The following is a 26,034-nucleotide window of genomic DNA, read 5'->3' on the forward strand; positions in this document are numbered from 1 at the left end:
ATTTTTTCAGCTGCGCCGGATCAATCCCGCAGGCGCTTGATGAGGCTGGACGTATCCCAGCGGCCGCCACCCATCTTCTGCACGTCGCCATAGAACTGGTCGACCAGCGCCGTCAGCGGCAGCCGGGCGCCGTTGTGGCGGGCCTCGGCCAATACCAGGCCCAGGTCCTTGCGCATCCAGTCCACCGCGAAGCCGAAGTCGAACTTGTCATCGACCATGGTGCCGCCGCGGTTCTCCATCTGCCAGCTCTGGGCCGCGCCCTTGCTGATCACGTCCAGCACCAGCTTCATGTCCAGGTCGGCGGCCTGGCCGAACGCCACGGCTTCCGACAGGCCTTGCACGATGCCGGCGATGCAGATCTGGTTGACCATCTTGGCCAACTGCCCGGCGCCCGGCGGGCCCACGCGGGTGACGGCGCGGCCGAACGCCTGCGCCACCGGCTTGATGGCATCGAACACGGCCTGTTCGCCGCCGCACATGATCGTCAGCACGCCGTTGACCGCCCCGGCCTGGCCGCCAGAAACCGGCGCGTCTATGAAATTCAGGCCCAGGTCCTTGGCTTGCGCATACAGTTCACGCGCCACGTCGGCCGATGCGGTGGTGTGATCCACGAACACGGCGCCCGGCGCCATGCCCGAAAAGGCGCCATCCGGGCCCAGCACCACGCTGCGCAGGTCGTCGTCATTGCCCACGCAGGCGAACACGATCTGTGCCCCGGCCACGGCTTCGCGCGGCGTCACGGCGCTGTGACCGCCGAATTCCGCGGCCCAGGCCTGGGCCTTGGCCGGCGTGCGGTTGTAGACGGTGACGTCATGCCCGGCGCGAGCCAGGTGGCCGGCCATGGGCAGGCCCATCACGCCCAAGCCGAGGAATGCGACTTTCTGGGCCACGACCGCGTCGTAGCTCTTGGTACCGATCGATGCCATGCAGGGGACTCCGCAGAGGAAAGGAAAACCTGAGGCAGTAACCTTAACGCAATCAAAAGCCGGCGGCGAGTCCATCGCGACGGCTGTCGCTGGCGCTGACGTAGCCATCGACGGCCGGGTCGCCCAGGCGCCAGATGAACTGGCCCGAGCCGAAGTCCATGTAGGGGTCTTCGATGCCTTCCAGCACGTGGCCGCGTGCGCGCAGGCCGTCGGCCACCGAGCGCGCCATCGAGGGTTCGACGTCCACCGCCAGTCCCTGGTTCCATTTCCAGCGCGGGGCGTCGCAGGCCGCCTGGGGTTGCTGGCCGTAGTCCAGCATGCGCACCAGCGTCTGCACCTGGCCTTGCGGCTGCATGTTGCCGCCCATCACGCCGAAGCTCATCACCGGCGCGCCATCGCGCATCAAAAAGCCCGGAATGATGGTGTGGAAAGGGCGCTTGCCGCCCGCCACGACGTTGGGATGATCGGGCAGCATACTGAAACAGTGGCCTCGGTTCTGCAGGCTGACGCCCGTGCCCGGTACCACCACGCCCGAGCCGAAGCCCATGTAGTTGGACTGGATGAAGCTCACCATCATGCCGCTGCGGTCGGCGGCGGTCAGGTAGACGGTGCCGCCTTGCGGCGCGTGGCCACAGGCGAACGCCTGCGCCACATTCGGGTCGATCAGCCGCGCGCGTTCGGCCAGGTAGTCGGCGCGCAGCATCTGCGCCACGGTCAGGCGCATATGGCGCGAATCCGCCACGTGCGTGTAGACATCGGCGAACGCCAGCTTCATGGCCTCGAGCAGCAGGTGCTGGGTCTCGGGGTGGTCCACGGGCCTGGACGCCAGGTCGAAATTCTGCAGGATGCCCAGGGCGATCAGGGCGGCGATGCCCTGCCCGTTGGGCGGGATCTGGTGCAGCGTGTGGCCGCGGTACAGCTGGCTGATGGGTGTCACCCATTCGGGTGCATAGTCGCGCAGGTCGGCCAGGGTCAGCGCCGCGTCATGGGCCTGTGCGTGGGCCACCAGCTTGTGGGCGGTTTCGCCTTCATAGAAATCGCGGCCGCCGCTGGCCGCGATGCGCTTGAGCGTGGCGGCGGCGCCTTTCAGCACGAAATGCTCGCCCACGTGCGGCGCACGGCCGCGCGGCAGGAAGTGCTCGGCGAAGCCTGGCTGTGGTTGCAGCACATCCGCTTGCGCGGCCCACTTCTGCTGCACCATCGGGCTGATGGCAAAGCCCCGCTCGGCATAGTCGATCGCGGGGGCCAGCACGTCGGCGAACGCCAGGCTGCCCAGCTTTTCATGCAGCGCGGCCCAGCCGGCCACGCAGCCGGGCACCGTGACGCTGTCCCAGCCGCGGGTCGGAATCGCGCCCTGGTGGCGGCGCCGGAAGTAATCCAGGTTCCAGGCCGCAGGGGCCGGCCCCGACGCGTTCAATCCGTGCAGTTTCGAGCCGTCCCACACGATGGCGAAGCAATCCGATCCCAGGCCGTTGCTGACCGGCTCGGTCAGTGTCAGCGTGGCCGCGGCCGCGATGGCCGCGTCCACGGCATTGCCACCGTTGGCCAGGATGCGCAGGCCCGCCTGAGCCGCCAGCGGTTGCGAGGTCGCGACGACGTTGCGGGCGAACACCGGCGTGCGCGTGGTGGGGTAGGGGTTGTTCCAGTCGAAATTCATGTTGAATCATCGCGTGGGGTAAACCCGTAGCTTACCGTAGATGAAGCCCGCGGCCTCGCATCCTGTAGCGCGTTGTAATTATTGGTAGCTTTTGCTGGGCAGGTCGTCCTCGGGCCCTGGTGCTGGCCAAAGAAAAACCCCCGGCGAGCCGGGGGTCCGAAAGGCTTGCAACCGCTGCCGCCTGGGCAGCGAAGGCTCGCGTCAGTCTTCTTCGACGAAGGTCTCTTCGCGCTTCTTGCGGATGGCCGGCAGGGCCACCAGGATCACCAGGAACACGGCCACGGCCAGCAGCGATGCCGACAGGGGGCGCGTCACGAAGGTGGTGAAATCGCCACGCGACAGCAGCAGGGCACGGCGGAAGTTCTCTTCCATCATGGGGCCCAGCACCAGGCCCAGCAGCAGCGGTGCGCCTTCGCACTTCAGCTTCGACCAGACATAGCCCACGATGCCGAACATGGCCGTCGTGAAGATGTCGAACGCGTTGTAGTTCAGCGAGTACACACCGATGGTGCAGAACACCAGGATCGCCGGGAACAGGATGCGGTAGGGCACCTTGAGCAGCTTGACCCACAGGCCGATCAGCGGCAGGTTCAGCACCACCAGCATCAGGTTGCCGATCCACATCGAAGCGATCAGGCCCCAGAACAGCTCGGGGTGGCTCGTCATCACTTGCGGGCCGGGCTGGATGTTGTGGATCGTCATCGCGCCCACCATCAGCGCCATCACGGCGTTGCCCGGGATGCCCAGGGTCAGCAGCGGGATGAACGACGTCTGCGCGGCGGCGTTGTTGGCCGATTCCGGGCCAGCCAGGCCGGCCGGGTGGCCCTTGCCGAAGCGTTCCGGATTGCGCGAGATCTTCTTTTCCAGCGTGTACGACGCGAACGACGACAGCACGGCGCCACCGCCCGGCAGGATGCCCAGGGCCGAACCCAGGGCCGTGCCACGCAGCACGGCGGGGTACGATTCCTTGAATTCCTGCTTGTTGGGATACAGCGAGCCGATTTTGTCGGTGATGTCGACGCGGTTTTCCTTCTGCTCCAGGTTGGTCATGATTTCGGCAAAGCCGAACACACCCATGGCCACGATGGCGAAGTCGATGCCGTCTTGCAGTTCCGGCACGCCGAAGTCGAAGCGGGCAACGCCCGAGTTGACGTCGGTGCCGACCATGCCCAGCAGCAGGCCCAGGATGATCATCGCGATCGCCTTGGGCAGCGAGCCCGAGGCCAGCACCACGGCGCCGACCAGACCCAGGCACATCAGCGAGAAGTACTCGGCGGGGCCGAACTTGAACGCGACTTCAGCCAGCGGGGGGGCAAAGGCGGCCAGCAGCAGCGTGGCCACGCAACCGGCGAAGAACGAACCCAGGGCGGCAATGGCCAGGGCGGCGCCAGCGCGGCCGTTGCGGGCCATCTGGTGACCGTCCAGCACGGTCACCACCGCGGACGTTTCTCCTGGCAGCGCCACGAGAATGGCCGTGGTCGAGCCACCGTATTGAGCACCGTAGTAAATACCCGCCAGCATGATCAGGCCAGCCACCGGCGGCAGCACGTACGTGATCGGCAGCAGCATGGCGATGGTCGGGACGGGGCCGATGCCCGGCAGCACGCCGATCAACGTACCCAGGACGCAGCCCAGCAGCGCGTACAACAGGTTCTCGGGCGTGAACGCCACCGAGAAACCCAACATCAGGTTGTCAAACAATTCCATGACCGGTTGCTCCTTAGTTCATGCCCAGAAACGACGGCCACAGCGGGAAAATCAGCCCCAGCCCCTTGACGAATGCGAGATACGAGAACACCACCAGGAAGATGCCGTTCGCAACGGCGACCTTCAGGCTGAACTCGTGGCTCGCCAGGCTGCTGATCACAACCAGCATGAACACCGAGATATAGATGCCGAGCAGCTTGAGGACCAGACCGTAGATGACCACGGACCCGACCACCAGCAGCACGATGCGCCAGTCGAACTTGTCGACGTGCGTTTCGTGGGCTTTCTTGGACAGCGAGCCAAGCAGCACGATGGCGCCCAGCAATGCGAGAACAATGCCTAGCCAGAAAGGAAAATACCCGGGGCCCATCCGGGCGGCAGTACCCATTTGGTAGCTGCTGGCTTGCCAGGCGAATCCCAGTCCGAGGGCGATGAACATCACCCCCGACCAGAAGTCCTGTCGATTGCGTAGCTGCATGATTGGTTGGCTCCTGTTTACAGCATGTAGATAAAAAAAGGCTTGTGATCTGCCAGGCGGGCCGAAAGGCGAGTGACAGGCACAAAAAAGGCACGTCGGGGTGCCTTGGGTCTTCTGAAAGCGTCGGCGAAGGCTTCTTGAAAGGCCGAATGGTAATGGACGCCCGCGACGATGCAAACCCTGTAAGCTCGGTGAAAGCCTGGGGTTTTCCCTAAAATTGGGGTACTCCCGATCCCCAGATGTAACGGGGCGGGCGGATTGATGGCGTTTTGAAAGCTAAGTGAAAGTTTATAGAAAGAAATGCGAAAGCCGGTCGGGGCGATCCGTCGAATTCCAGGCGCGCGGGACTTTTCTAGTTGGCCCTGATCGGTTATGTTGCCGGCCGCTGGAATGACAGCTGCATTTCCTACTGAATATTGCCGTGTTTCTCACCTTGCGTGAAGAGGCCCGATTCCCCCCTGGATGGTTTACGATAGCGCCCATGCTGCAAGACCTAGACCAACTCGCCGCCCGTATCGGGCAACTGGTGCAACGCACCCGGCAACTCCACGCCGAGCGTGACGCGTTGCGTATGCGCCTGAATGAAACAGAAGCCGAGCAGCGCGTGCTCAAGCAGCGCGCTGCCGAACGCGACGCCGACATCGCCGCCCTGCAGCACAAGCTGCAAGACAACGACGGCGCCGTCACCGCGATGCTCGAGCAGGCGCAAAAGGCCGAAGTGGCCCTGCGCGAACAGCTCGCTCGCGAAACCGCCGAACGCCACTCGCTCGAAGCGCGTTTCTCTGCTCGGGAAACCGAGCTGCAGGGCAGCCTGCAAGTGCGCGACACCGAACTACAGCGCTTGCGCGCGGCCGCTGCCTCGGCCCGCGAGCGCATCGACGCCGTCCTGGCCCGCTTGCCGGGTGCGCCGTCCGGAGAGCAACACTGATGGAACGCGTTGACGTAACCATATTGGGGCGCGACTACTCGCTGGCGTGCTCCCCCGAAGAAAAACCCACCCTGATGGCCGCCGTGCGCCACGTCGACCAGCTCATGCTGCGCATCCAGGGGACGGGCAAGGTCTCCAGCAACGAACGCATCGCCGTGATGGCCGCATTGCAGGTCGCTGGCGAGCTGCTTGCCATGAAAGCGCCCGACGGTCCGCTGGGCGGTTTGGCGGTCGGCGACTTCAAGCGTAGAATTGAGGACATGAACGCAGTCCTCGACGATGCCTTGTCGGGTCAGGAAAAACTGCTCTAACGTTCATACGCGGTTTTCACCAGTTTTTTTCAGTATTTTCAGTTTGTCCCTGCCGTGTCCGTGACTTGGCCATACATTCTCTGAACCTATGTCTTATGGCATATTGGTTGCGGGAGTGCAGAGCTGGCGTGATTGTCTCTCGTAGATGAACCCAAGGCTCTTCGGAACGCGACCACCTTGAACCTCAGGGTTCGAGATGCCGGCCTTGACGGCACAGGCGGGGCATCTATCCCAGCGGGCCTGCCACGAGCGCAGGTCCGCCTCGGGCGCCTCCCCATCGTCCTCCCTCATAGGACCAGTCCATGTTCAAACCCCCCGTTTTTTCGCTGACCAAACTTGGTGCGGCGTGCGCAGCCGTGGTCGCTCTGTCCATGGCGCAGCCCGTTTTCGCCCAGGCCCAGACGCCTGCGCCGACGGAATCCACGACCAACCGATCGCCCGAGCTGACCCTGCAGGCCACTGCCTCGTCCGAGGTCAAGCAAGACACGGTGCGTATTTCACTGTCCGCCGAGGTCGAGGCTGCGGATCAGCCCACGGCGGGCCAGAAGCTGACCGCCATGCTGGACGACGTGGCCAAGCGCGCCCGCGACACCAAGGGTGTGGACGTGCGCACGGGCGGCTTCAATGTCTGGCCCAATTCCGGCAGCGGCAGCAAGGCGAGCAAGAACGCCGGCTGGCGCGGCCAGGGCGAGATCATCCTGGAATCGAAGGACTTCGCCGCCGCCGCCGCACTGGCATCCAAGCTGTCGGACAAGACCGCCATTTCGAACATCAGCTTTTCGCTGTCGCGTGAAGTGCGCGAAGCCGAAGAACGCAAGCTGCTGAAAGAAGCCGCGCAGGCCTTCAAGGACCGTGCACTGGCCGCCTCGAACGCCTTCGGCTTCTCGGGCTACCGCCTGAGCAAGCTTGAACTGGGCGGCGCCGGCGGTGTCACGCCGATGCCGCGCATGATGGGCGCGATGGCCAAGGACGCCTCCGGCGGCGCCGGCTTCAGCGCGGACGTCCCCCTGGAAGCGGGAGACGTCACGGTCAGCATCTCGGTCAACGGGACGATCGTTTTGCAGTAAGGCTGAACATGATGGCGCCCAGGGCGACCATCGGCAGGGACAGCCACTGTCCCATGCTCAACCCGCCCGCGAGCAGGCCCAGGAAATTGTCCGGCTCGCGGGTGAATTCCACCAGGAAACGGAACGTTCCGTAGCCCATCAGGAATACCGCGCTGACCTGCCCCAGGGGGCGCGGCTTGCTCGAAAACCACCACATCAGTGCGAACAGCACGATGCCTTCCAGGCCCAGCTCATAGAGTTGCGACGGATGGCGCGGCACACCGTCGCCGCTGCTTGGGAACACCATCGCCCACGGCACGTCGGTCGGACGGCCCCACAGCTCGCCATTGATGAAGTTGCCCAGGCGGCCAAAGCCCAGCCCCAGCGGGATCAGCGGCGCGATGAAATCGCTGACCGCGAAAAATGGCAGGCCCTTCTTGCGCGCAAACAGCAGCATCACCAGGATCACGCCGATCAGGCCACCGTGGAACGACATGCCGCCTTCCCACAGGTACAGCACCTCCAGCGGGTGCGACAGGTAATAGCCCGGCTTGTAGAACAGCACATAGCCCAGCCGCCCGCCCAGCACCACGCCCAGCACGCTGTAGAAGATCAGGTCTTCCAGGTCGCGAACGTTCAGCGACGTGGTGTGGCCGCGCGTGATGCGCCGACGGCCCAGGAAATACACCAGGGCGAAGCCCACCAGATACATCAGCCCGTACCAATGGATGGACAAGGGCCCGATCTGCAGGGCAACGGGGTCGAATTTTGGATATTGCAGCATGTTCCGCCCGACACAATGAAGTTGAATGATAATAACCGGCGAGCCTTGAAGATTCGCACGCGAGCGAGCCAGGCCATCCTCCCGGGCGCGGCTGCCATGTCCGCGTCCTGACGGCCGACAGGAGACAACAGACCATGTCGCACAACGAACGTTCCCGCCATATCACCCACGGCGTCGCCCGGGCACCCAATCGCGCCATGTATTACGCGCTGGGCTACCAGGAAGCCGACTTCGAAAACCCCATGATCGGCGTGGCCAACGGCCATTCCACCATCACCCCCTGCAACAGCGGCTTGCAACGCCTGGCCGACGCGGCCATCGACGCCATACGCGGCGCCCGCGCCAACCCGCAGGTATTCGGCACGCCCACCATCTCGGACGGTATGTCGATGGGCACCGAGGGCATGAAGTATTCGCTGGTGTCGCGCGAAGTCATCGCCGATTGCATCGAAACCGCTGCCCAGGGCCAATGGATGGATGGCGTGGTGGTCATCGGCGGCTGCGACAAGAACATGCCCGGGGGCATGATCGCCCTGGCGCGCATGAACGTGCCCGGCATCTACGTCTATGGGGGCACCATCAAGCCGGGTCACTACAAGGGCAAGGACCTGACCATCGTGTCGGTCTTCGAGGCTGTCGGCGAATACACGATGGGCCGCATGCCCGAAGCCGACTTCAAGCAGATCGAAAAATGCGCCATCCCCGGGTCGGGTTCCTGTGGCGGCATGTACACCGCCAACACCATGAGTTCGTCCTTCGAAGCCATGGGCATGAGCCTGCCGTACTCCAGCACCATGGCCAACGAAGATGACGAAAAGGTCGCGTCCGCGGCCGAATCGGCGCGGGTCCTTGTCGAAGCCGTCAGGCGCGGCTTGCGTCCGCGCGACATCATCACCCGCGAATCCATCGAAAACGCCGTTTCGGTCATCATGGCCACGGGCGGTTCGACCAACGCGGTACTGCATTTCCTGGCCATCGCACACGCCGCCGAAGTGCCCTGGACCATCGACGATTTCGAACGCATCCGCAAACGCGTGCCGGTGCTCTGCGACCTGAAGCCTTCCGGCAAGTACGTCGCCACCGACCTGCATCGCGCCGGCGGCATCCCGCAGGTCATGAAGCTGCTGCTCAACGCCGGCCTGCTGCATGGCGATTGCATGACGATCACCGGCAAGACCATCGCCGAGACCCTGGCGGACATTCCGGATGCTCCGCGCGCCGACCAGGACGTGATCATGCCGCTGGACCGCGCCCTGTATCCGCAGGGCCACCTGGCCATCCTCAAGGGCAATCTCTCGCCCGAGGGCTGCGTGGCCAAGATCACCGGCCTGAAGAATCCGGTCATCACCGGGCCGGCGCGGGTCTTCGATTCCGAAGACGATGCCATGGCCGCCATCATGGCGCGCCAGATCCGTGACGGCGACGTGGTGGTGATCCGCTACGAAGGCCCCAAGGGCGGGCCCGGCATGCGTGAAATGCTGGCGCCGACCTCCGCCCTGATCGGGCAGGGCCTGGGCGAAACCGTCGGCCTCATCACCGATGGCCGCTTCTCGGGCGGCACCTGGGGCATGGTGGTGGGCCACGTGGCGCCCGAAGCCTTCGTGGGCGGCCCGATCGCGCTGATCCGCGAAGGCGATTCGGTTACCATCGATGCCCACAAGCTGCTGTTGCAGCTCAATATCAGCGACGAAGAAATGGCGGCTCGTCGCCAGGCCTGGGTCCCGCCCAAGCCGCGTTATACACGCGGTGTGCTTGCCAAGTTCGGCAAGCTCGCCAGCACCGCGAGCCGTGGGGCAGTAACCGATGCATTTGATACGTAGTTTGTGGGTGGTTGCCGCCGGCCTGCTGGTCGCAGGCGCGGCGCAGGCCCAGACCACCGGCCTGGACCTGGCCAAGAACAAGGCCTGTATGGCATGCCACCAGGTGGATGCCAAGCGCGTGGGGCCGCCACTGGCCAGCGTGGCCGAACGCTATGCCGGGCAAGGTCCCGCCATGGTGGATTACCTGGCCGGCAAGATCCGCGGGGGCGGCCGCGGCGCCTGGGGTGCCGTGCCGATGCCGGCGCAAACCCATGTCAGCCCGGAAGACGCGCGCCTCCTGGCCGAATGGATCTTGTCGCTGGCGCCGCCCAAGCAGTAGTCTTATCGTCTTCTAGAAAGGAATCGTCATGGCAGAACAACCCTCCCCGGGCAATGAAGTCGCCGTTCTTGGCGGCGGCTGCTTCTGGTGCGTCGAAGCGGTCTTTGCCGACCTGCGCGGCGTCAAGAGCGTGCTGCCTGGCTATAGCGGCGGCCACGTGGACAACCCCAGCTACGAGCAGGTCTGCGGCAAAGACACCGGGCACATCGAAGTAGCCCGCGTCGAATTCGACCCGGCCGAGCTTTCCTACAGTGACCTGCTGCGCGTCTTCTTCGCCACTCACGACCCGACTACCCCGGGCCGCCAGGGCAACGATATCGGTCCGCAGTACGAATCGGCCATCTTCTGGCAGAACGACGTCCAGCGCGAACAGGCCGAAGCCGTCATTGCCGAGGTCGACGCGCAAAAGATCTACGATGCGCCCATCGTCACCAAGTTGCTGGCGCCGGAAACGTTCTGGCAGGCCGAAGACTATCACCGCAATTATTTCGCCCTGCACCCCGAGCAAGGCTATTGCCAATTCGTCATCGCGCCCAAGGTGGCCAAGTTCCGCAAGCAGTTCCAGGACCGCCTGACCAAGTAACACCGGCGAAAAAAAACCTCACGCAAGGTGAGGTTTCAAGGCCAGCGCGCGGCGCAAGACGCCGGGCGCTGGAGGGGGAAGCGGTCAGTCGACGTTTTTCACCACGCCACGGCGCATCTGGTCCAGTTCGATCGATTCGAACAGCGCCTTGAAATTGCCTTCGCCGAAACCGTCGTTGCCCTTGCGCTGGATGATCTCGAAAAAGATCGGGCCGATCTGGTTTTCGGTGAAGATCTGCAGCAGCAGGCCGCCGTCGGGGGCGCCATCCAGGAGAATGCGGTTTTTCTGCAGACGGGCCACGTCTTCACCGTGGTTCGGCAGGCGGCGGTCCAGCAGTTCGTAGTAGGTCTCCGGCGTATCCAGGAACACCACGCCGTTGGCACGCAGCGCCTCGATGGTGCCGTAGATGTCTTCGGTGGCCATGGCAATGTGCTGGATGCCTTCGCCACGGTACAGGTCCAGGTATTCCTGGATCTGACCTTTCTCTTCCGTGCCTTCTTCGTTGATCGGAATGCGGATATTGCCGCAGGGCGACGTCATCGCCTTGGACTTCACGCCCGTCACCTTGCCTTCGATGTCGAAATAACGCACTTCGCGGAAGTTGAACAGGCGCTCGTAGAACTCGGACCACTCGGCCATGCGGCCCTTGTGCACGTTGTGCGTCAGGTGGTCGACCAGCGTCAGGCCGGCGCCGCGATGGTTCAGGTCGGCTTGGGCGTTGTCCGGGTCCACCGGCACGAAGTCCACGTCATAGATGCTGATGTCGCCGATCCCGCCGTGGCCTTCCTTGCCCTGCCAGCGGTCCACCAGGTAGATCAGCGAATCGCCGATGCCCTTGATGGCGGGAATGTTCAGTTCCATCGGGCCGCTGTGCGAGTCAAAGCCCCACGCGCCCAGTTCCAGTGCGCGCTTGTACGCGGCCGCGGCATCCTGCACGCGAAAGCCGATGGCACAGATGGAAGGGCCGTGCAGGCGGGCAAAGCGCTGCGCGAACGAATCGGGTTCGGCATTGATCAGGAAATTCACGCCGCCCTGGCGGTACAGCGTCACGTCCTTGTGGCGGTGCTTGGCGATGGCCTTGAAACCCAGCAGTTCGAACACCTTGCGTAGCGCGGCGGGGTCCGGCGCGGCGTACTCGATGAACTCGAACCCGGCGGTGCCCATCGGGTTGTCCCAGGGTTGGAATGCGCTGCTCATAGGTCTGCTCCCTTGAATCATTATTCGGTCGACTTGTTCTCCAAGTCCAGGATGAAGATTGTAGGGAGGAAAGGCAGGCAGACAATTGCAAACATGTCGCGAAAGCGGCAAGGTTGGGCAATAATATTGCTGAAGATAAAACATCTAGGGCTAAATATGTCTGACTTGGAGCTTGATAGGACAGATCTAAGGATTCTGGCCGAGTTGCAACGCGATGGCCGGCTCAGCAATCAAGAGCTGGCCGACCGCGTGTCCCTGTCGCCCAGTCCCTGCCTGCGCCGGGTCCGACGCCTGGAAGAGAAGGGCTTCATCAAGAAGTACGTGGCGCTCATCGACGCCGAAAAGGTAGGGCTTGGTCTGCTGGCCTACGTGAACATCCGCCTGAACAAATACAGCGGTTCCAGCCACGCCCCGATGAGCGACTTCGCTCGCGACGTGCAGCTCTGGCCCGAAGTGGTCGAGTGCTACGCCATGTCTGGGGACATGGACTACCTGCTGCGGATCCAGGTTGCCGACCTGGCCCACTTCTCCAGGTTCGCCATGGACACCTTGATGCGCCACCCCGCAGTCGTCGACATGCGATCGTTCTTTGCGCTCCAGCAAATCAAGGAAACCACCGAGCTGCGGCTGTAGTCCTTTGGGAGATTCGGGCCCTCTGTATATAAGGGGGGCGCGTCTAAGCGGGCGACGCAGGGGCGGTCTGCATAGGAAGCGAGGACAAGGGGAGTCTCGTTTTACGCTTCTATATATAGGCAGGGCTTCGGTCGCCAGGCGCTTACGGTGGCGGAATCGCCGGACTCGATGAGCTTCTGTACGGGATGCACCTTGTCCTTATATAGAGAAGGTCCAGTGCCTGCTTCTTCTTCTCCATATAGAGAAGAAGCTACAAGAACTGTCTGTCAGCACGGGGTGCGTCCCCCGAAAACATCATCTTTCTGCAAAGCGGGTGTCATTCTGGCGTGACAAGCCAAAATTCTGTGCTATAGTCTCGCTCCTTCGCAGTTCAAGCAGTTTTCTGAACCGCGAAGCCAAGCAAGTGCAACGGATCTGGATGCCTCGGCAACACAGATCTGCCGCAGGGCTTCAAGGCGATGGGCCGGCAACGGTTCTCGAACCAGCAGTCAGCGGGTTTTGCAAAAGATGGTGCAAATCAGGCAGAAGCCAGTTGCACAATCTGCAAAAATTGTGCTATAGTCTTGGGCTTGGCTGGTGACAGCGAATCAGGGTTTACCCGGTAGGGTGGTCTGAATCAAGTTGCTAGCCGACTGAGCGGTAACCAACCTCTGGGGTTTCCCGGGGCTGCTGGAAAGTGAAGGAATTCACCGGATGGCGGGGTTGCAGGATAGGATGCAAATTAGGCAAAAGCCGGTTGCATAATCTGCAAAGTTGTGTTATAGTTTCAGACTTGGCAGTTGCCGAAAAGTTAGGGTTAACCCTGATGTTTCGATAGCTGCTAAGGCGAGACCTGAAGGGGTCGTAAAGCAAGGCAGCGAGTTTGCGTTAAAACGAAAACGAAGCTGACTTGACAAACGATAAAAACTTCTTCATAATCTCGTTTCTCTGCTGCAACGACAGCGACGACGCGAAAGCGAAGTTAGCCGAAGTTGACGGGCAGATAGCAGCAAGAAGTAAACGCAGTACAGAATTTAGCAGTGCCGCTCTTTAACAATTAAACAACCGATAAGTGTGGGCGCTTGATGCGAGTGCAGAGTGACTTCGGTCACAAGCACAATGAAATCAAGTGCTCACTAGAAGTGAAGTACCTTAGACGTCAAGTTTAAGAACATACCTCACTTCCTTTGAGTAGCGACGTATGACTCGACCCTTTCGGGGGTTAAGAAATACGAACAAATACAGAGATTAAACTGAAGAGTTTGATCCTGGCTCAGATTGAACGCTAGCGGGATGCCTTACACATGCAAGTCGAACGGCAGCACGGACTTCGGTCTGGTGGCGAGTGGCGAACGGGTGAGTAATGTATCGGAACGTGCCCAGTAGCGGGGGATAACTACGCGAAAGCGTAGCTAATACCGCATACGCCCTACGGGGGAAAGCAGGGGATCGCAAGACCTTGCACTATTGGAGCGGCCGATATCGGATTAGCTAGTTGGTGGGGTAACGGCTCACCAAGGCGACGATCCGTAGCTGGTTTGAGAGGACGACCAGCCACACTGGGACTGAGACACGGCCCAGACTCCTACGGGAGGCAGCAGTGGGGAATTTTGGACAATGGGGGAAACCCTGATCCAGCCATCCCGCGTGTGCGATGAAGGCCTTCGGGTTGTAAAGCACTTTTGGCAGGAAAGAAACGTCATGGGCTAATACCCCGTGAAACTGACGGTACCTGCAGAATAAGCACCGGCTAACTACGTGCCAGCAGCCGCGGTAATACGTAGGGTGCAAGCGTTAATCGGAATTACTGGGCGTAAAGCGTGCGCAGGCGGTTCGGAAAGAAAGATGTGAAATCCCAGAGCTTAACTTTGGAACTGCATTTTTAACTACCGAGCTAGAGTGTGTCAGAGGGAGGTGGAATTCCGCGTGTAGCAGTGAAATGCGTAGATATGCGGAGGAACACCGATGGCGAAGGCAGCCTCCTGGGATAACACTGACGCTCATGCACGAAAGCGTGGGGAGCAAACAGGATTAGATACCCTGGTAGTCCACGCCCTAAACGATGTCAACTAGCTGTTGGGGCCTTCGGGCCTTGGTAGCGCAGCTAACGCGTGAAGTTGACCGCCTGGGGAGTACGGTCGCAAGATTAAAACTCAAAGGAATTGACGGGGACCCGCACAAGCGGTGGATGATGTGGATTAATTCGATGCAACGCGAAAAACCTTACCTACCCTTGACATGTCTGGAATTCCGAAGAGATTTGGAAGTGCTCGCAAGAGAACCGGAACACAGGTGCTGCATGGCTGTCGTCAGCTCGTGTCGTGAGATGTTGGGTTAAGTCCCGCAACGAGCGCAACCCTTGTCATTAGTTGCTACGAAAGGGCACTCTAATGAGACTGCCGGTGACAAACCGGAGGAAGGTGGGGATGACGTCAAGTCCTCATGGCCCTTATGGGTAGGGCTTCACACGTCATACAATGGTCGGGACAGAGGGTCGCCAACCCGCGAGGGGGAGCCAATCCCAGAAACCCGATCGTAGTCCGGATCGCAGTCTGCAACTCGACTGCGTGAAGTCGGAATCGCTAGTAATCGCGGATCAGCATGTCGCGGTGAATACGTTCCCGGGTCTTGTACACACCGCCCGTCACACCATGGGAGTGGGTTTTACCAGAAGTAGTTAGCCTAACCGTAAGGGGGGCGATTACCACGGTAGGATTCATGACTGGGGTGAAGTCGTAACAAGGTAGCCGTATCGGAAGGTGCGGCTGGATCACCTCCTTTCAGAGCTTAGTGCTCGTGTTAAGCGTCCACTCTTATCGGTTGTTTGATATATAGCTGGGATCGGTTGTGGGCTTGGGTAGAGGGATTCCTCCCTGTGTCCATGGCATCCTGACTACTGATCCGAGAAGGTTTTGGGTCTGTAGCTCAGTCGGTTAGAGCACCGTCTTGATAAGGCGGGGGTCGTTGGTTCGAATCCAACCAGACCCACCAAGTATTTGACGCCAGGCGTTGAATATGGGGGTGTAGCTCAGCTGGGAGAGCGCCTGCTTTGCAAGCAGGATGTCATCGGTTCGATCCCGTTCACCTCCACCATTGATTCTCAAGCAGTCACCTGGTGGTGACGTGTAGAGGCTAACTCATAGCATCGTGATTGAATAAATCGACGGTCTTATGAGTTAGGTTTTACCTGACAGCTATATTCGTTCTTTAACAATCTGGAAGAAGCACAACGAAATGTACTTATCAAGTACTCGGCGCAAGTCGATGAAGATAAGTACGGGTTGTGATTGCATTATTTTGTTCCAAGTTCTCAAGACTGAAGTGAATAACTTCAGACTGCTTTGAAACTTATGAACGGCACAAACGCTAATACTCAGGTCCTATAGCCTACAGCGTTATAGGATCAAGCGACTAAGTGCATATGGTGGATGCCTTGGCGATCACAGGCGATGAAGGACGTAGTAGCCTGCGAAAAGCTACGGGGAGCTGGCAAACAAGCTTTGATCCGTAGATGTCCGAATGGGGAAACCCACCGCAGCAATGCGGTATCCCTAGCTGAATACATAGGCTAGTGGAAGCGAACCGGGTGAACTGAAACATCTCAGTAGCTCGAGGAAAAGAAATCAACCGAGATTCCGAAAGTAGTGGCGAGCGAAATCGGAAGAGCCTTTACGTTTTAGCATGCAAGATAATCGAAGGGGATGGAAAGCCCCGCCGTAGCAGGTGATAGCCCTGTAGATGAAATTTTGTGTGTGGAACTAAGCGTAAGAAAAGTAGGGCGGGACACGTGAAATCCTGTTTGAAGATGGGGGGACCATCCTCCAAGGCTAAATACTCGTGATCGACCGATAGTGAACCAGTACCGTGAGGGAAAGGCGAAAAGAACCCCGGAAGGGGAGTGAAATAGATCCTGAAACCGTATGCATACAAACAGTAGGAGCCTCCTTGTGGGGTGACTGCGTACCTTTTGTATAATGGGTCAGCGACTTACATTCAGTGGCAAGGTTAACCGAATAGGGAAGCCGTAGCGAAAGCGAGTCCGAATAGGGCGATTCAGTCGCTGGGTGTAGACCCGAAACCAGATGATCTATCCATGGCCAGGTTGAAGGCACGGTAACACGTGCTGGAGGACCGAACCCACTAATGTTGAAAAATTAGGGGATGAGCTGTGGATAGGGGTGAAAGGCTAAACAAATCTGGAAATAGCTGGTTCTCTCCGAAAACTATTTAGGTAGTGCCTCAAGTATTACTGCGGGGGGTAGAGCACTGTTATAGCTAGGGGGTCATGGCGACTTACCAAACTATGGCAAACTCCGAATACCCGCAAGTACAGCTTGGGAGACAGAGCACCGGGTGCTAACGTCCGGACTCAAGAGGGAAACAACCCAGACCGCCAGCTAAGGTCCCGAATTATCGCTAAGTGGGAAACGAAGTGGGAAGGCATAGACAGTCAGGAGGTTGGCTTAGAAGCAGCCATCCTTTAAAGAAAGCGTAATAGCTCACTGATCGAGTCGTCCTGCGCGGAAGATGTAACGGGGCTAAGCGATAAACCGAAGCTGCGGGTGTGCACTTTTAGTGCACGCGGTAGGAGAGCGTTCTGTAAGCCTGCGAAGGTGGCTTGTAAAGGCTGCTGGAGGTATCAGAAGTGCGAATGCTGACATGAGTAGCGATAAAGGGGGTGAAAAGCCCCCTCGCCGTAAGTCCAAGGTTTCCTGCGCAACGTTCATCGGCGCAGGGTGAGTCGGCCCCTAAGGCGAGGCAGAGATGCGTAGCTGATGGGAAACTGGTTAATATTCCAGTACCGTCGTACAGTGCGATGGGGGGACGGATCGCGGAAGATCATCAGGGTGTTGGATGTCCCTGTTGCTGCATCGAAGATGGCGCTTAGGCAAATCCGGGCGCGTAAATCAAGGGTATGGCACGAGCGAGCATTGCTTGCGAAGTGATTGGAAGTGGTTCCAAGAAAAGCCTCTAAGCTTCAGCTGTACGAGACCGTACCGCAAACCGACACAGGTGGACGGGATGAATATTCCAAGGCGCTTGAGAGAACTCAGGAGAAGGAACTCGGCAAATTGATACCGTAACTTCGGGAGAAGGTATACCCCGGTAGTGTGAAGCGCCTGCGCGCTTAGCATGATGGGGTCGCAGAGAATCGGTGGCTGCGACTGTTTATTAAAAACACAGCACTCTGCAAAGACGAAAGTCGACGTATAGGGTGTGACGCCTGCCCGGTGCCGGAAGGTTAAGTGATGGGGTGCAAGCTCTTGATCGAAGCCCCGGTAAACGGCGGCCGTAACTATAACGGTCCTAAGGTAGCGAAATTCCTTGTCGGGTAAGTTCCGACCTGCACGAATGGCGTAACGATGGCCACACTGTCTCCTCCTGAGACTCAGCGAAGTTGAAGTGTTTGTGATGATGCAATCTACCCGCGGCTAGACGGAAAGACCCCATGAACCTTTACTGTAGCTTTGCATTGGACTGTGAACCGGCCTGTGTAGGATAGGTGGGAGGCTTTGAAGCGTGGTCGCTAGATCACGTGGAGCCATCCTTGAAATACCACCCTGGTTTGTTTGCGGTTCTAACCTTGGTCCGTTATCCGGATCGGGGACAGTGCATGGTGGGCAGTTTGACTGGGGCGGTCTCCTCCCAAAGTGTAACGGAGGAGTTCGAAGGTACGCTAGGTACGGTCGGAAATCGTGCTGATAGTGCAATGGCATAAGCGTGCTTGACTGTGAGACTGACAAGTCGAACAGGTGCGAAAGCAGGACATAGTGATCCGGTGGTTCTGAATGGAAGGGCCATCGCTCAACGGATAAAAGGTACTCTGGGGATAACAGGCTGATACCGCCCAAGAGTTCATATCGACGGCGGTGTTTGGCACCTCGATGTCGGCTCATCTCATCCTGGGGCTGTAGCCGGTCCCAAGGGTATGGCTGTTCGCCATTTAAAGAGGTACGTGAGCTGGGTTTAAAACGTCGTGAGACAGTTTGGTCCCTATCTGCCGTGGGCGTTGGATACTTGACGGAGCCTGCTCCTAGTACGAGAGGACCGGAGTGGACGTACCTCTGGTGTACCGGTTGTCATGCCAATGGCATTGCCGGGTAGCTAAGTACGGAAGAGATAACCGCTGAAGGCATCTAAGCGGGAAACTCGTCTGAAGATTAGGTATCCCGGGGACTTGATCCCCCTAAAGAGTCGTTCGAGACCAGGACGTTGATAGGTCGGGTGTGGAAGCGCAGTAATGCGTTAAGCTAACCGATACTAATTGCTCGTGAGGCTTGATCCTATAACACTGATGGTTATGACCTGGTGATGTAGCGTTCCAAGTGTCGTTCAATACAAAATCTGGCTGCACCGTCAGCAGCCAGCCAACACCAATTACACCCCACTGTGCGTGATCATCGAGCGAGTCTCTGGTCACCCACACGTTGCGCTTCTTCCAAGATTGGAGTTGTTGCCCTCAAAGCAGCCACTCAACCAGTTACGCCTGACGACCATAGCAAGGTGGTACCACTCCTTCCCATCCCGAACAGGACAGTGAAACGCCTTTGCGCCGATGATAGTGGACGGACGTCTGTGAAAGTAGGTCATCGTCAGGCTTTTATTCCGCAAAACCCCACAGGCTCTCGCCTGTGGGGTTTTGTCTTTGTGGCTACGGTTTTGACTGGCCACGGTTTTGACAAGATAAAAGCCCCTGGGCGGCTGCGCCGACCAGGGGCTTTTGTTTGGGCGTCGGGGCTTTGAATGCGTTGGCTAGGGCAGGCTGGACAGCCTGGCGGCGGGCCTGAAAATGAATGCCTGACGGAGCCGTCAACAGGGCTGCAAGCCGCGTCAATGCTGATTGTGCCCAATTAACAACGCTCGTGGGCCCAATGGTATTGTGCGGTAAGATTGACCGAGTCAATTGTTGGAGCGTAATCGTGAGTGATACCCAGACCCCCGCGCCCGGTACGGCATTAGACCTGCGCACGCTGACCCATGTGGCCTATGGCTTGTTTGCCTTGGGCTTTCTGACCAGTGGCTTCCTGGGCATTGCTACGCTGGCTGCCGTCGTGCTGATGTACCTGAAGCGTTCGGATGCCGCTGGCACCGTTTACGCTGCCCATTTCGACTGGCTGCTGCGGACCTTTTGGTGGGCTCTGCTGTGGTTGGCCATCAGCGGCCTGGCGCTGGTGATCTATATCGGCTGGATCGGCGTGGTCGCCACGGTTGTCTGGGGCCTGTACCGCCTGATCAAGGGCTGGCTGTCGCTGTTGGAAGGCACTGCACCGACCACCTACGCCTGAACGTACGGCGTTCCCTGGAAAGGCCGGCATGCGCCGGCCTTTTTTATTTCCAGGGTCCATAAGCGCAGCAAGAACAAGGGCGATATGGACAGACAGGCGACCCGAGCGCACTTGAACGCGATGGGAGCCTGGGAGGGAGTGTTCACCTGGAGATATTGACGAGCTTTCGCTCGCTTTCGGATCGGCGTGCATGCGCGTAGCCGCCGCCTCACTGCCGGCGCTGCGGCTGAGCGAAACCCATCAAGCGTGCGGCATGAACGGCCGTCGAGCACATGGTGCGCAGGGCTAAGGAGCGCGCGAGGTGTGTGCGACTCACATGCGCAGGCACCGAAGCGTAGGTCGTGCGTGGGAATTCTGGCCGTGCCCATCGCGGGTATGGGTCTGGCGGCGCTAGGCGGAAAGCCTGTGCGGAACTGCTGTGGGCGGTAGGTGCCGGAAGTCGAGTCCGCCCGGCGTTCAAGCCAGGGCGTCGCGACAGTATCGAGGCAGGGACGTACGACGTACGCCCTTTGCCTGCTTACTTCAGATGTGCGTTGACCAGCTTGGTCAGTTCGAACATCGTGACCTGATCCTTGCCAAAGATCGGGCGCAGCTTGGCATCGGCGTTGATGTTGCGCTTGTTGCTGGCGTCTTGCAGGTTGTGCTTCTTGATGTATTCCCAGATCTTCTTGGTGACCTCGGTGCGCGGCACGGCTTCCGAACCGATCACAGCCGCCAATTCGGCGCTGGGAGTCAGGGGCTTCATGAATGCAGCGTTCGGCTTGCGCGCGGTCGCGGGTTTGGAGGTTGTGGCCATAATGCGGCGCTCCTTCTCTGGCTGTTGGAAAAATTGTCCTGCGGCCGGAGCATAACGTGTCTCTCCCGTAAAGACAAAGGCATTTATCCTCTGTAGCAACTAAAATGTCCGGACCGTCCCCCATCCCACGTCATTCTGTAACCTCCTATGTACGCACGTTCTCCTTTGGAATCAATTCGCCTCTTTCATGACGAATTGACGGCGCTGCGGCGCGATTTGCACGCCCATCCGGAATTGGGCTTTGAAGAAGTTCGGACCTCCGGGATCGTCGCGGGTGCGCTGGAGGCGCTGGGAATCGAGGTGCACCGCGGCATCGGCAAGACCGGTGTGGTGGGCGTGATCCGCGGCAAACGTTGCGACAGCGGCCGGATGATCGGCCTGCGCGCGGACATGGATGCCTTGCCCATGACCGAAGACAACGAGTTCGGCCACAAGTCCACCAAGCCTGGCCTGATGCACGGCTGCGGCCACGACGGCCATACGGCGGTGCTGATCGGTGCGGCCAAGTACCTGGCTCAGACGCGTAATTTCGACGGCACGGCGGTACTGATCTTCCAGCCGGCCGAAGAAGGGCGCGGTGGCGCGAAAGCCATGCTCGAGGATGGGTTATTCGATACGTTTCCGTGTGACGCGATCTACGCCCTGCACAACTGGCCGGGCCTGAAGCCAGGCACCATCGGCATCAATCCGGGGCCGATGATGGCGGCGGCCGATCGCTTCGAGATCCAGATTACCGGCCGCGGCGGCCACGGCGCGCATCCCTATCAGACCATCGACCCGGTGACCATCGCGGGCCAGATCATCACGGCATTGCAGACCATCGTGTCGCGCAACGTCAATCCGCTGGATTCCGCGGTGGTGTCGATCGGCTCGATGCAGGCGGGGCATCCCGGTGCGATGAGCGTGATTCCGCGTGAAGCCAAGCTGGTGGGTACGGTACGCACGTTCCGCAAGTCGGTGCAGGAAATGGTCGAGACGCGTATGCGCGAATTGGTCACTGCCATTGCCGGCGCGTTCGGCGGGACGGCCGAACTGATCTATGAGCGCATCTATCCCGCGACCCTGAACACGCCGCAGCACGCCAATCTTGTCGCCGACATTGCCACCGAGATGATCGGCAAGGAGAACGTCGTGCGGGACCTGGTGCCGTCGATGGGTTCGGAAGATTTTTCCTTCATGTTGCAGAGCAAGCCCGGCGCGTATTTCCGGCTGGGGCAGGGCGGGGCCGATTCCGGCTGCGTGCTGCACAACTCGCATTTTGATTTCAACGATGCCGTCATTCCCCTGGGCAGCGCGATGTTCTGCGCGTTGGCCGAACGGGGCATGCCGCTGGCAGATTAAGAAGCTTCCCATGTCTACGCAAACACCCCAGCAACTGATCATCACCCGCCCCGACGACTGGCATCTGCACCTGCGCGATGGCGCGGCGCTGGAGGCCGTGGTGGCGGACACCGCCAGGCAATTCGCCCGCGCCATCATCATGCCGAACCTGAAGCCGCCGGTGACCACCACCGAACGGGCGCTCGCTTACCGCGGCCGCATCCTGGCCGCGCTGACCAAAGCGGGCGGCAACGCCGACGCGTTCACGCCGCTGATGACGCTGTACCTGACCGACAACACCTCGGCCGAAGAAATCTATCGCGCGCACGAGTCCGGCCAGGTCTACGCCGTCAAGCTGTATCCGGCGGGCGCGACCACCAATTCCGATGCCGGCGTGACCGACCTGCTGGGCAAGTGTGCCAAGGCGCTGGAAGCGCTGGAAAAATGCGGCATGCCGCTATTGGTGCATGGTGAGGTGACCGATCCGTCGATCGACGTGTTCGACCGCGAAGCGATCTTCGTGGAGCGCGTAATGAAGCCGTTGCGCCGCGCATTCCCGGCGCTCAAGGTGGTGTTCGAGCACATCACGACCAAGGAAGGCGCGGAATATGTGCGCGACGCCGAAGGTCCGATCGCCGCGACGATCACGCCGCAGCACATGCTGTACAACCGCAACGCCATTTTCCAGGGCGGCGTGCGGCCGCACTGGTATTGCCTGCCGATCCTCAAGCGTGAAACGCACCGCCTGGCGTTGGTCGAAGCCGCGACCAGCGGCAGCCCGCGGTTCTTCCTGGGTACGGATAGCGCGCCGCATGCCCGCGGCCTGAAGGAGCATGCCTGCGGCTGCGCCGGCTGCTACACCGCGCTGCACGCCATGGAGCTGTACGCCACGGCGTTCGAGGCCGTTGGCAAGCTGGACAAGCTGGAAGGGTTCGCCAGCTTCCATGGCCCGGACTTCTATGGTCTGCCGCGCAACACCGGCACCCTGACGCTGGTGCGCGAGACCTACGAGATTCCGGATGAAGTGCCGTTCGGCAATACGGCGCTGGTGCCGCTGGCCGCGGGAGAAACCCTGGCCTGGCGCGCCGCAGTCTGATCGCGGGCGGCCTCGCCGCCCATCCATGACATGCCACTATCTATATATATAGATAGTGGCAATGTCTTCAGAGGGCGCCTTCGCGGCGCGCCTCCAGCAGTTCCCAGCGGGCGAATTTTTCTTCGAGCTCGCTTTCGAGCTTGGACAGTTCGCCGTTGATGCGTTCGACTTCGGCCGGGGCATCGCGGTACAGGCTGCCGTCGGCCAGCTTGCCGGCCAGTTCGGCCTGCCTGGCCTCGAGCGCGGCGATGGCCTCGGGCAGGCCTTCCAGTTCGCGCAATTCCCATGAGTTCATCTTGGCGGTCTTGGCCGGCTTGGGCTTGGCGGCCTTGGCGCGCGCCGCGGCTTCGTCGGCAGCCTTGATGGCCTTTTCGGCGTCTTCGCCGTTCGCTGATGCCGGGCGCTGGGCAACCCATTCGTCATAGCCGCCCACGTAGTCGCGCCAGCGGCCGTGACCTTCGTAGGCGATGGTCTGCGTCACGACGTTGTTCAGGAAGGCGCGATCGTGGCTGACCAGCAGGACGGTGCCGGAATATTCCTGCAGCAGTTCTTCCAGCAGTTCCAGCGTTTCGATGTCCAGGTCGTTGGTGGGTTCGTCCAGCACCAGGACGTTGGCGGGGCGGGCGAACAGGCGCGCCAGTAGCAGCCGGGCGCGCTCGCCGCCTGACAGGCTGCGCACGGGCGAGCCGGCGCGGGCGGGCGAGAACAGGAAGTCGCCCAGGTAGCTCATGACGTGCTTGCGCGTGCCGCCGATCTCGACCCACTCGCTGCCCGGGCTGATGATGTCGACCAAGGTGGCGTTTTCATCGAGCTGAGCGCGCATCTGGTCGAAGTAGGCGACCGAGACATTGGTACCCAGCCGGGTCTTGCCGCTGTCGGGCTGCATTTCACCCAGGATGAGTTTGAGCAGGGTGGTCTTGCCGGCGCCGTTGGGCCCGACGATGCCGATGCGGTCGCCACGCAGCAGCGTAGTGGAGTAGTCGTCCACCACGATCTTGTCGCCAAAGCGCTTGCTGACGTGTTCCAGCTCGGCCACCATCTTGCCCGAACGTTGGCCTTCGGCCAGCGCCAGCGACACGTCGCCGACGCGTTCACGGCGCTCGGCGCGTTCGACACGCAGGCGTTCCAGGCGGCGCACGCGACCCTCGTTGCGGGTGCGGCGTGCTTCCACGCCTTTGCGGATCCAGACTTCTTCCTGGGCCAGCAGCTTGTCGAAGCGCGCCTGCTCCAGGCGTTCGGACTCCAGCCACTGCGCCTTGCGTTCCTGCCATTGCGAGAAATTGCCGGGGAAGCTGAGCAGGCGTCCGCGATCGAGTTCGACGATGCGGGTGGCCACCGAGTCCAGGAAGCGGCGGTCGTGGGTGATGATGACCGCCGCGCCCTTCCAGGTGCGCAGCATCTCTTCCAGCCAGGCGATGCCTTCGAAGTCGAGATGGTTGGTGGGTTCGTCCAGCAGCAGCAGATCGGGTTCGTCGACCAGCGCACGCGCCAGCGCGACGCGCTTGCGGGTGCCGCCGGACAGGCCAGCGATCTGGGCGTCCGCGGGCAGGCCCAGTTTTTCGAGCACCGAGCGCACGCGTGACGGGCGTTGCCAGTCTTCGTGGTCGTCGCCCAGGTTGCAGACGACGTCAAAGACCGTGGCGTTTTCGTCGAGCTCCGGTTCCTGTTCGACCGTGGCGACGCGCAGGCCCGACGTACGGGCAATGTCGCCGTCGTCGGGCAGGGTGCGACCGTCGAGCAGGCGAAGCAGGGAAGACTTGCCGGCGCCGTTGCGGCCGATGAGGCCGATGCGCTCGCCGGCCTGGATGGCGAAGTCGGCGTGGTCCAGCAGTGGGTGGTGGCCGTAGGCCAGCTGGATGTCGGTCAGGGTGATGAGAGTTGCGAGGGCCATGTAGTAGTCGTGTCTGCTGCGTCTAGGCGGATCAAGCGCTATTGTCGCAGGAACCCCGCCGGGTCGTTTGGCCCCTCTGGGGGACAGGCTCGCAACCTGTACTAGAATACGCACCGCAAGGCGGGTTGGGCGATCGCGGTGGATGCGAATCCATCGAGGAAGGTCCGGACTCCATAGGGCAGGGTAACGGCTAACGGCCGTCCGGCTGCGTCTTCGGACGCGGACGAGGAACAGGACCACAGAGACGAGTCTGCGGGGCGGGCGCGCCAGTCGCGCACTGATACGGCCATCTCCGTATTGCGCCGGTCGGCAACGATCGGCGGCATCGCAGGGTGAAACGCGGCAACCTCTACCCGGAGCAACATCAAATAGGCATGCGTGCGGCTTTCGGGTCGCTAAGGGCGGCTCCGTCCAAGCATGCGGGTAGGTGGCTACAGCGGCTCAGCAATGATCCGCGCAGAGGAATGATTGCCCGCCAGGGAAACCTGGCGTACAGAATCCGGCCTATAGACCCGTCTTGCATTGAATTTCTCCATCCGTGCGGCGTGGGCGGCTTTTTTTCAAAGCCCGAATCGCGGCAGCCGGCGCGGAACGCCCGCCAGTCTTCGACCAGCGGGCCAGGTAAAACAATGCAAAGGCATCGTTAGCCGCCACTTCTTAAGAAGCACTTTTAGTTAGTGACGCAACCTCCTGATTTAATGGGAGGTTTTTCTTTTTGCGCATTTACAAGTTGCTCTAAGTCCTTGTTGTGATTGAAAAAATTGCAACCGCGCGCTTGACCGCCCCATTGCCATACCGTAGAGTGGGAAATAGTAGGAAATTGTGCAATTAAGTGGGGTAAAAGTGGTGTTTCAGGGAAGCAGCGCGCTCACGCTGGATGCCAAGGGACGGATCTCGATTCCGACCCGGCATCGTGACGCGCTGATGTCGCAGGCGGACGGCCGCCTGACCCTGACCCGCCACCCAGACGGCTGCCTGCTGGTGTACCCGCGGCCCGAGTGGGAAAAGAAGCGCGAGCAGATTGCCGCCTTTCCCATGACGGCTCGCGCGTTGCAGCGGCTGTTGCTGGGCAACGCTCAGGACGTGGAACTGGACGGCTCCGGCCGCGTCCTGATCGCGCCTGAACTGCGCAACGCTTCCGGTATGACGCGCGATGTGATGCTGCTCGGTCTGGGCGCTCATTTCGAGCTGTGGGATGCCGCTACCCTGGCAAGCCGAGAGGCTGAAGACCTGGCCAAGGGTATGCCGGATGTGTTGAATCAGTTTTCGTTCTGAAA

The 26,034-nt window shown here is 60.7% G+C and carries 19 protein-coding genes, 2 tRNA genes, 3 rRNA genes and 2 other RNA genes; 18 read left to right on the top strand and 8 right to left on the bottom strand.

Going from position 1 to position 26,034, the window contains the following annotated elements:
* Positions 1-20: 20 nt before the first annotated feature.
* The 4 genes from ACUDP5_RS03795 to ACUDP5_RS03810 all read right to left on the bottom strand — a co-directional run bounded on the left by ACUDP5_RS03795 (position 21) and on the right by ACUDP5_RS03810 (position 4,768).
* The gene (locus ACUDP5_RS03795; protein ID WP_263914153.1) at positions 21-926 is read right to left on the bottom strand and encodes an NAD(P)-dependent oxidoreductase; all 906 of its coding nucleotides are present in this window, start codon (positions 924-926) and stop codon (positions 21-23) included.
* A 52-nt stretch (positions 927-978) separates the two neighbouring features.
* Positions 979-2,583 (bottom strand): gamma-glutamyltransferase family protein, encoded by a 1,605-nt coding sequence (locus tag ACUDP5_RS03800; protein ID WP_263914152.1) that lies wholly within the window; start codon positions 2,581-2,583, stop codon positions 979-981.
* A gap of 201 nt (positions 2,584-2,784) precedes the next feature.
* Positions 2,785-4,290: a tripartite tricarboxylate transporter permease gene (locus tag ACUDP5_RS03805; protein WP_183003474.1), complete on the bottom strand. Its 1,506-nt coding sequence runs from the start codon at positions 4,288-4,290 to the stop codon at positions 2,785-2,787.
* Between the two features lie 13 nt (positions 4,291-4,303).
* The gene (locus ACUDP5_RS03810) at positions 4,304-4,768 is read right to left on the bottom strand and encodes a tripartite tricarboxylate transporter TctB family protein (RefSeq protein WP_263914151.1); all 465 of its coding nucleotides are present in this window, start codon (positions 4,766-4,768) and stop codon (positions 4,304-4,306) included.
* A gap of 481 nt (positions 4,769-5,249) precedes the next feature.
* Between ACUDP5_RS03810 and ACUDP5_RS03815 the strand changes: the two genes are divergently transcribed.
* The 4 genes from ACUDP5_RS03815 (at position 5,250) to ACUDP5_RS03830 (ending at position 7,074) form a co-directional block, all read left to right on the top strand.
* Positions 5,250-5,696: a hypothetical protein gene (locus tag ACUDP5_RS03815; protein ID WP_445658182.1), complete on the top strand. Its 447-nt coding sequence runs from the start codon at positions 5,250-5,252 to the stop codon at positions 5,694-5,696.
* Positions 5,696-6,007, top strand: a complete 312-nt coding sequence (locus ACUDP5_RS03820) for a cell division protein ZapA (RefSeq protein WP_199165131.1) — start codon at positions 5,696-5,698, stop codon at positions 6,005-6,007. Before ACUDP5_RS03815 ends, ACUDP5_RS03820 begins: the two co-directional genes overlap by 1 nt.
* Before the next feature lie 43 nt (positions 6,008-6,050).
* Positions 6,051-6,235, top strand: a non-coding RNA gene (gene ssrS / locus ACUDP5_RS03825) — 6S RNA.
* Positions 6,236-6,309: 74 nt separating this feature from the next.
* On the top strand, positions 6,310-7,074 hold the full coding sequence (locus tag ACUDP5_RS03830; RefSeq protein WP_263914150.1) for an SIMPL domain-containing protein: 765 nt from the start codon (positions 6,310-6,312) through the stop codon (positions 7,072-7,074).
* Here ACUDP5_RS03830 and lgt read toward each other — a convergent pair.
* Positions 7,049-7,837 carry a prolipoprotein diacylglyceryl transferase gene (lgt, locus tag ACUDP5_RS03835; protein ID WP_263914149.1) on the bottom strand — a complete coding sequence of 263 codons (789 nt, stop codon included), beginning with the start codon at positions 7,835-7,837 and terminating at the stop codon, positions 7,049-7,051. The genes ACUDP5_RS03830 and lgt overlap by 26 nt on opposite strands.
* A gap of 134 nt (positions 7,838-7,971) precedes the next feature.
* On the opposite strand from lgt, the gene ilvD reads away from it, so the two are divergent.
* Genes ilvD through msrA form a run of 3 tightly spaced genes read left to right on the top strand, consistent with a single transcriptional unit; the run spans position 7,972 to position 10,559 of the window.
* Positions 7,972-9,657 (top strand): dihydroxy-acid dehydratase, encoded by a 1,686-nt coding sequence (gene ilvD, locus ACUDP5_RS03840; RefSeq protein ID WP_263914148.1) that lies wholly within the window; start codon positions 7,972-7,974, stop codon positions 9,655-9,657.
* Entirely contained in the window at positions 9,641-9,976 is a 336-nt protein-coding gene (locus ACUDP5_RS03845; protein WP_445658183.1) for a c-type cytochrome, read from the top strand. The genes ilvD and ACUDP5_RS03845 overlap by 17 nt, the downstream gene beginning before the upstream one ends.
* A 28-nt stretch (positions 9,977-10,004) precedes the next feature.
* Positions 10,005-10,559 (top strand): peptide-methionine (S)-S-oxide reductase MsrA, encoded by a 555-nt coding sequence (msrA, locus tag ACUDP5_RS03850; protein WP_445658184.1) that lies wholly within the window; start codon positions 10,005-10,007, stop codon positions 10,557-10,559.
* A gap of 84 nt (positions 10,560-10,643) precedes the next feature.
* Here the strand turns inward: msrA and hppD are convergent, their stop codons facing one another.
* A complete protein-coding gene (gene hppD, locus ACUDP5_RS03855) occupies positions 10,644-11,756 on the bottom strand; it encodes a 4-hydroxyphenylpyruvate dioxygenase (RefSeq protein ID WP_175195530.1) in 1,113 nt (370 codons plus the stop codon).
* Between the two features lie 156 nt (positions 11,757-11,912).
* On the opposite strand from hppD, the gene ACUDP5_RS03860 reads away from it, so the two are divergent.
* From ACUDP5_RS03860 to ACUDP5_RS03890, 7 genes are all read left to right on the top strand, one after another.
* On the top strand, positions 11,913-12,389 hold the full coding sequence (locus tag ACUDP5_RS03860; protein ID WP_183003466.1) for an Lrp/AsnC family transcriptional regulator: 477 nt from the start codon (positions 11,913-11,915) through the stop codon (positions 12,387-12,389).
* A gap of 1,229 nt (positions 12,390-13,618) precedes the next feature.
* A 16S ribosomal RNA gene (locus tag ACUDP5_RS03865) occupies positions 13,619-15,149 on the top strand.
* Positions 15,150-15,282: 133 nt separating this feature from the next.
* Positions 15,283-15,359: transfer RNA gene (locus ACUDP5_RS03870), tRNA-Ile, on the top strand.
* A 26-nt stretch (positions 15,360-15,385) separates the two neighbouring features.
* Positions 15,386-15,461, top strand: a tRNA-Ala gene (locus tag ACUDP5_RS03875).
* Positions 15,462-15,769: 308 nt separating this feature from the next.
* A 23S ribosomal RNA gene (locus ACUDP5_RS03880) occupies positions 15,770-18,654 on the top strand.
* A gap of 200 nt (positions 18,655-18,854) precedes the next feature.
* Positions 18,855-18,967, top strand: a 5S ribosomal RNA gene (gene rrf, locus ACUDP5_RS03885).
* The 16S, 23S and 5S rRNA genes sit together here with 2 tRNA genes alongside, the layout of an rRNA operon.
* Positions 18,968-19,288: 321 nt before the next feature.
* Positions 19,289-19,654 carry a DUF4870 family protein gene (locus ACUDP5_RS03890; RefSeq protein WP_445658185.1) on the top strand — a complete coding sequence of 122 codons (366 nt, stop codon included), beginning with the start codon at positions 19,289-19,291 and terminating at the stop codon, positions 19,652-19,654.
* A gap of 517 nt (positions 19,655-20,171) precedes the next feature.
* Here ACUDP5_RS03890 and ACUDP5_RS03895 read toward each other — a convergent pair.
* A complete protein-coding gene (locus ACUDP5_RS03895) occupies positions 20,172-20,450 on the bottom strand; it encodes an SWIB/MDM2 domain-containing protein (RefSeq protein ID WP_006217453.1) in 279 nt (92 codons plus the stop codon).
* Positions 20,451-20,597: 147 nt separating this feature from the next.
* On the opposite strand from ACUDP5_RS03895, the gene ACUDP5_RS03900 reads away from it, so the two are divergent.
* Positions 20,598-21,791 (top strand): M20 aminoacylase family protein, encoded by a 1,194-nt coding sequence (locus ACUDP5_RS03900; protein WP_445658186.1) that lies wholly within the window; start codon positions 20,598-20,600, stop codon positions 21,789-21,791.
* 10 nt (positions 21,792-21,801) lie between these two features.
* Entirely contained in the window at positions 21,802-22,866 is a 1,065-nt protein-coding gene (gene pyrC, locus ACUDP5_RS03905) for a dihydroorotase (protein WP_445658187.1), read from the top strand.
* A gap of 67 nt (positions 22,867-22,933) precedes the next feature.
* Here the strand turns inward: pyrC and ACUDP5_RS03910 are convergent, their stop codons facing one another.
* Positions 22,934-24,757 carry an ATP-binding cassette domain-containing protein gene (locus ACUDP5_RS03910; protein WP_263913834.1) on the bottom strand — a complete coding sequence of 608 codons (1,824 nt, stop codon included), beginning with the start codon at positions 24,755-24,757 and terminating at the stop codon, positions 22,934-22,936.
* 117 nt (positions 24,758-24,874) lie between these two features.
* Here ACUDP5_RS03910 and rnpB point away from each other — a divergent pair.
* Positions 24,875-25,280: RNase P RNA component class A (gene rnpB / locus ACUDP5_RS03915), an RNA gene on the top strand.
* A 323-nt stretch (positions 25,281-25,603) separates the two neighbouring features.
* Positions 25,604-26,032, top strand: coding sequence for a division/cell wall cluster transcriptional repressor MraZ (gene mraZ, locus ACUDP5_RS03920; protein WP_006226256.1), 429 nt, complete (start codon positions 25,604-25,606; stop codon positions 26,030-26,032).
* Positions 26,033-26,034 lie beyond the last annotated feature (2 nt).

This window comes from Achromobacter sp. NCFB-sbj8-Ac1-l, assembly GCF_052695805.1.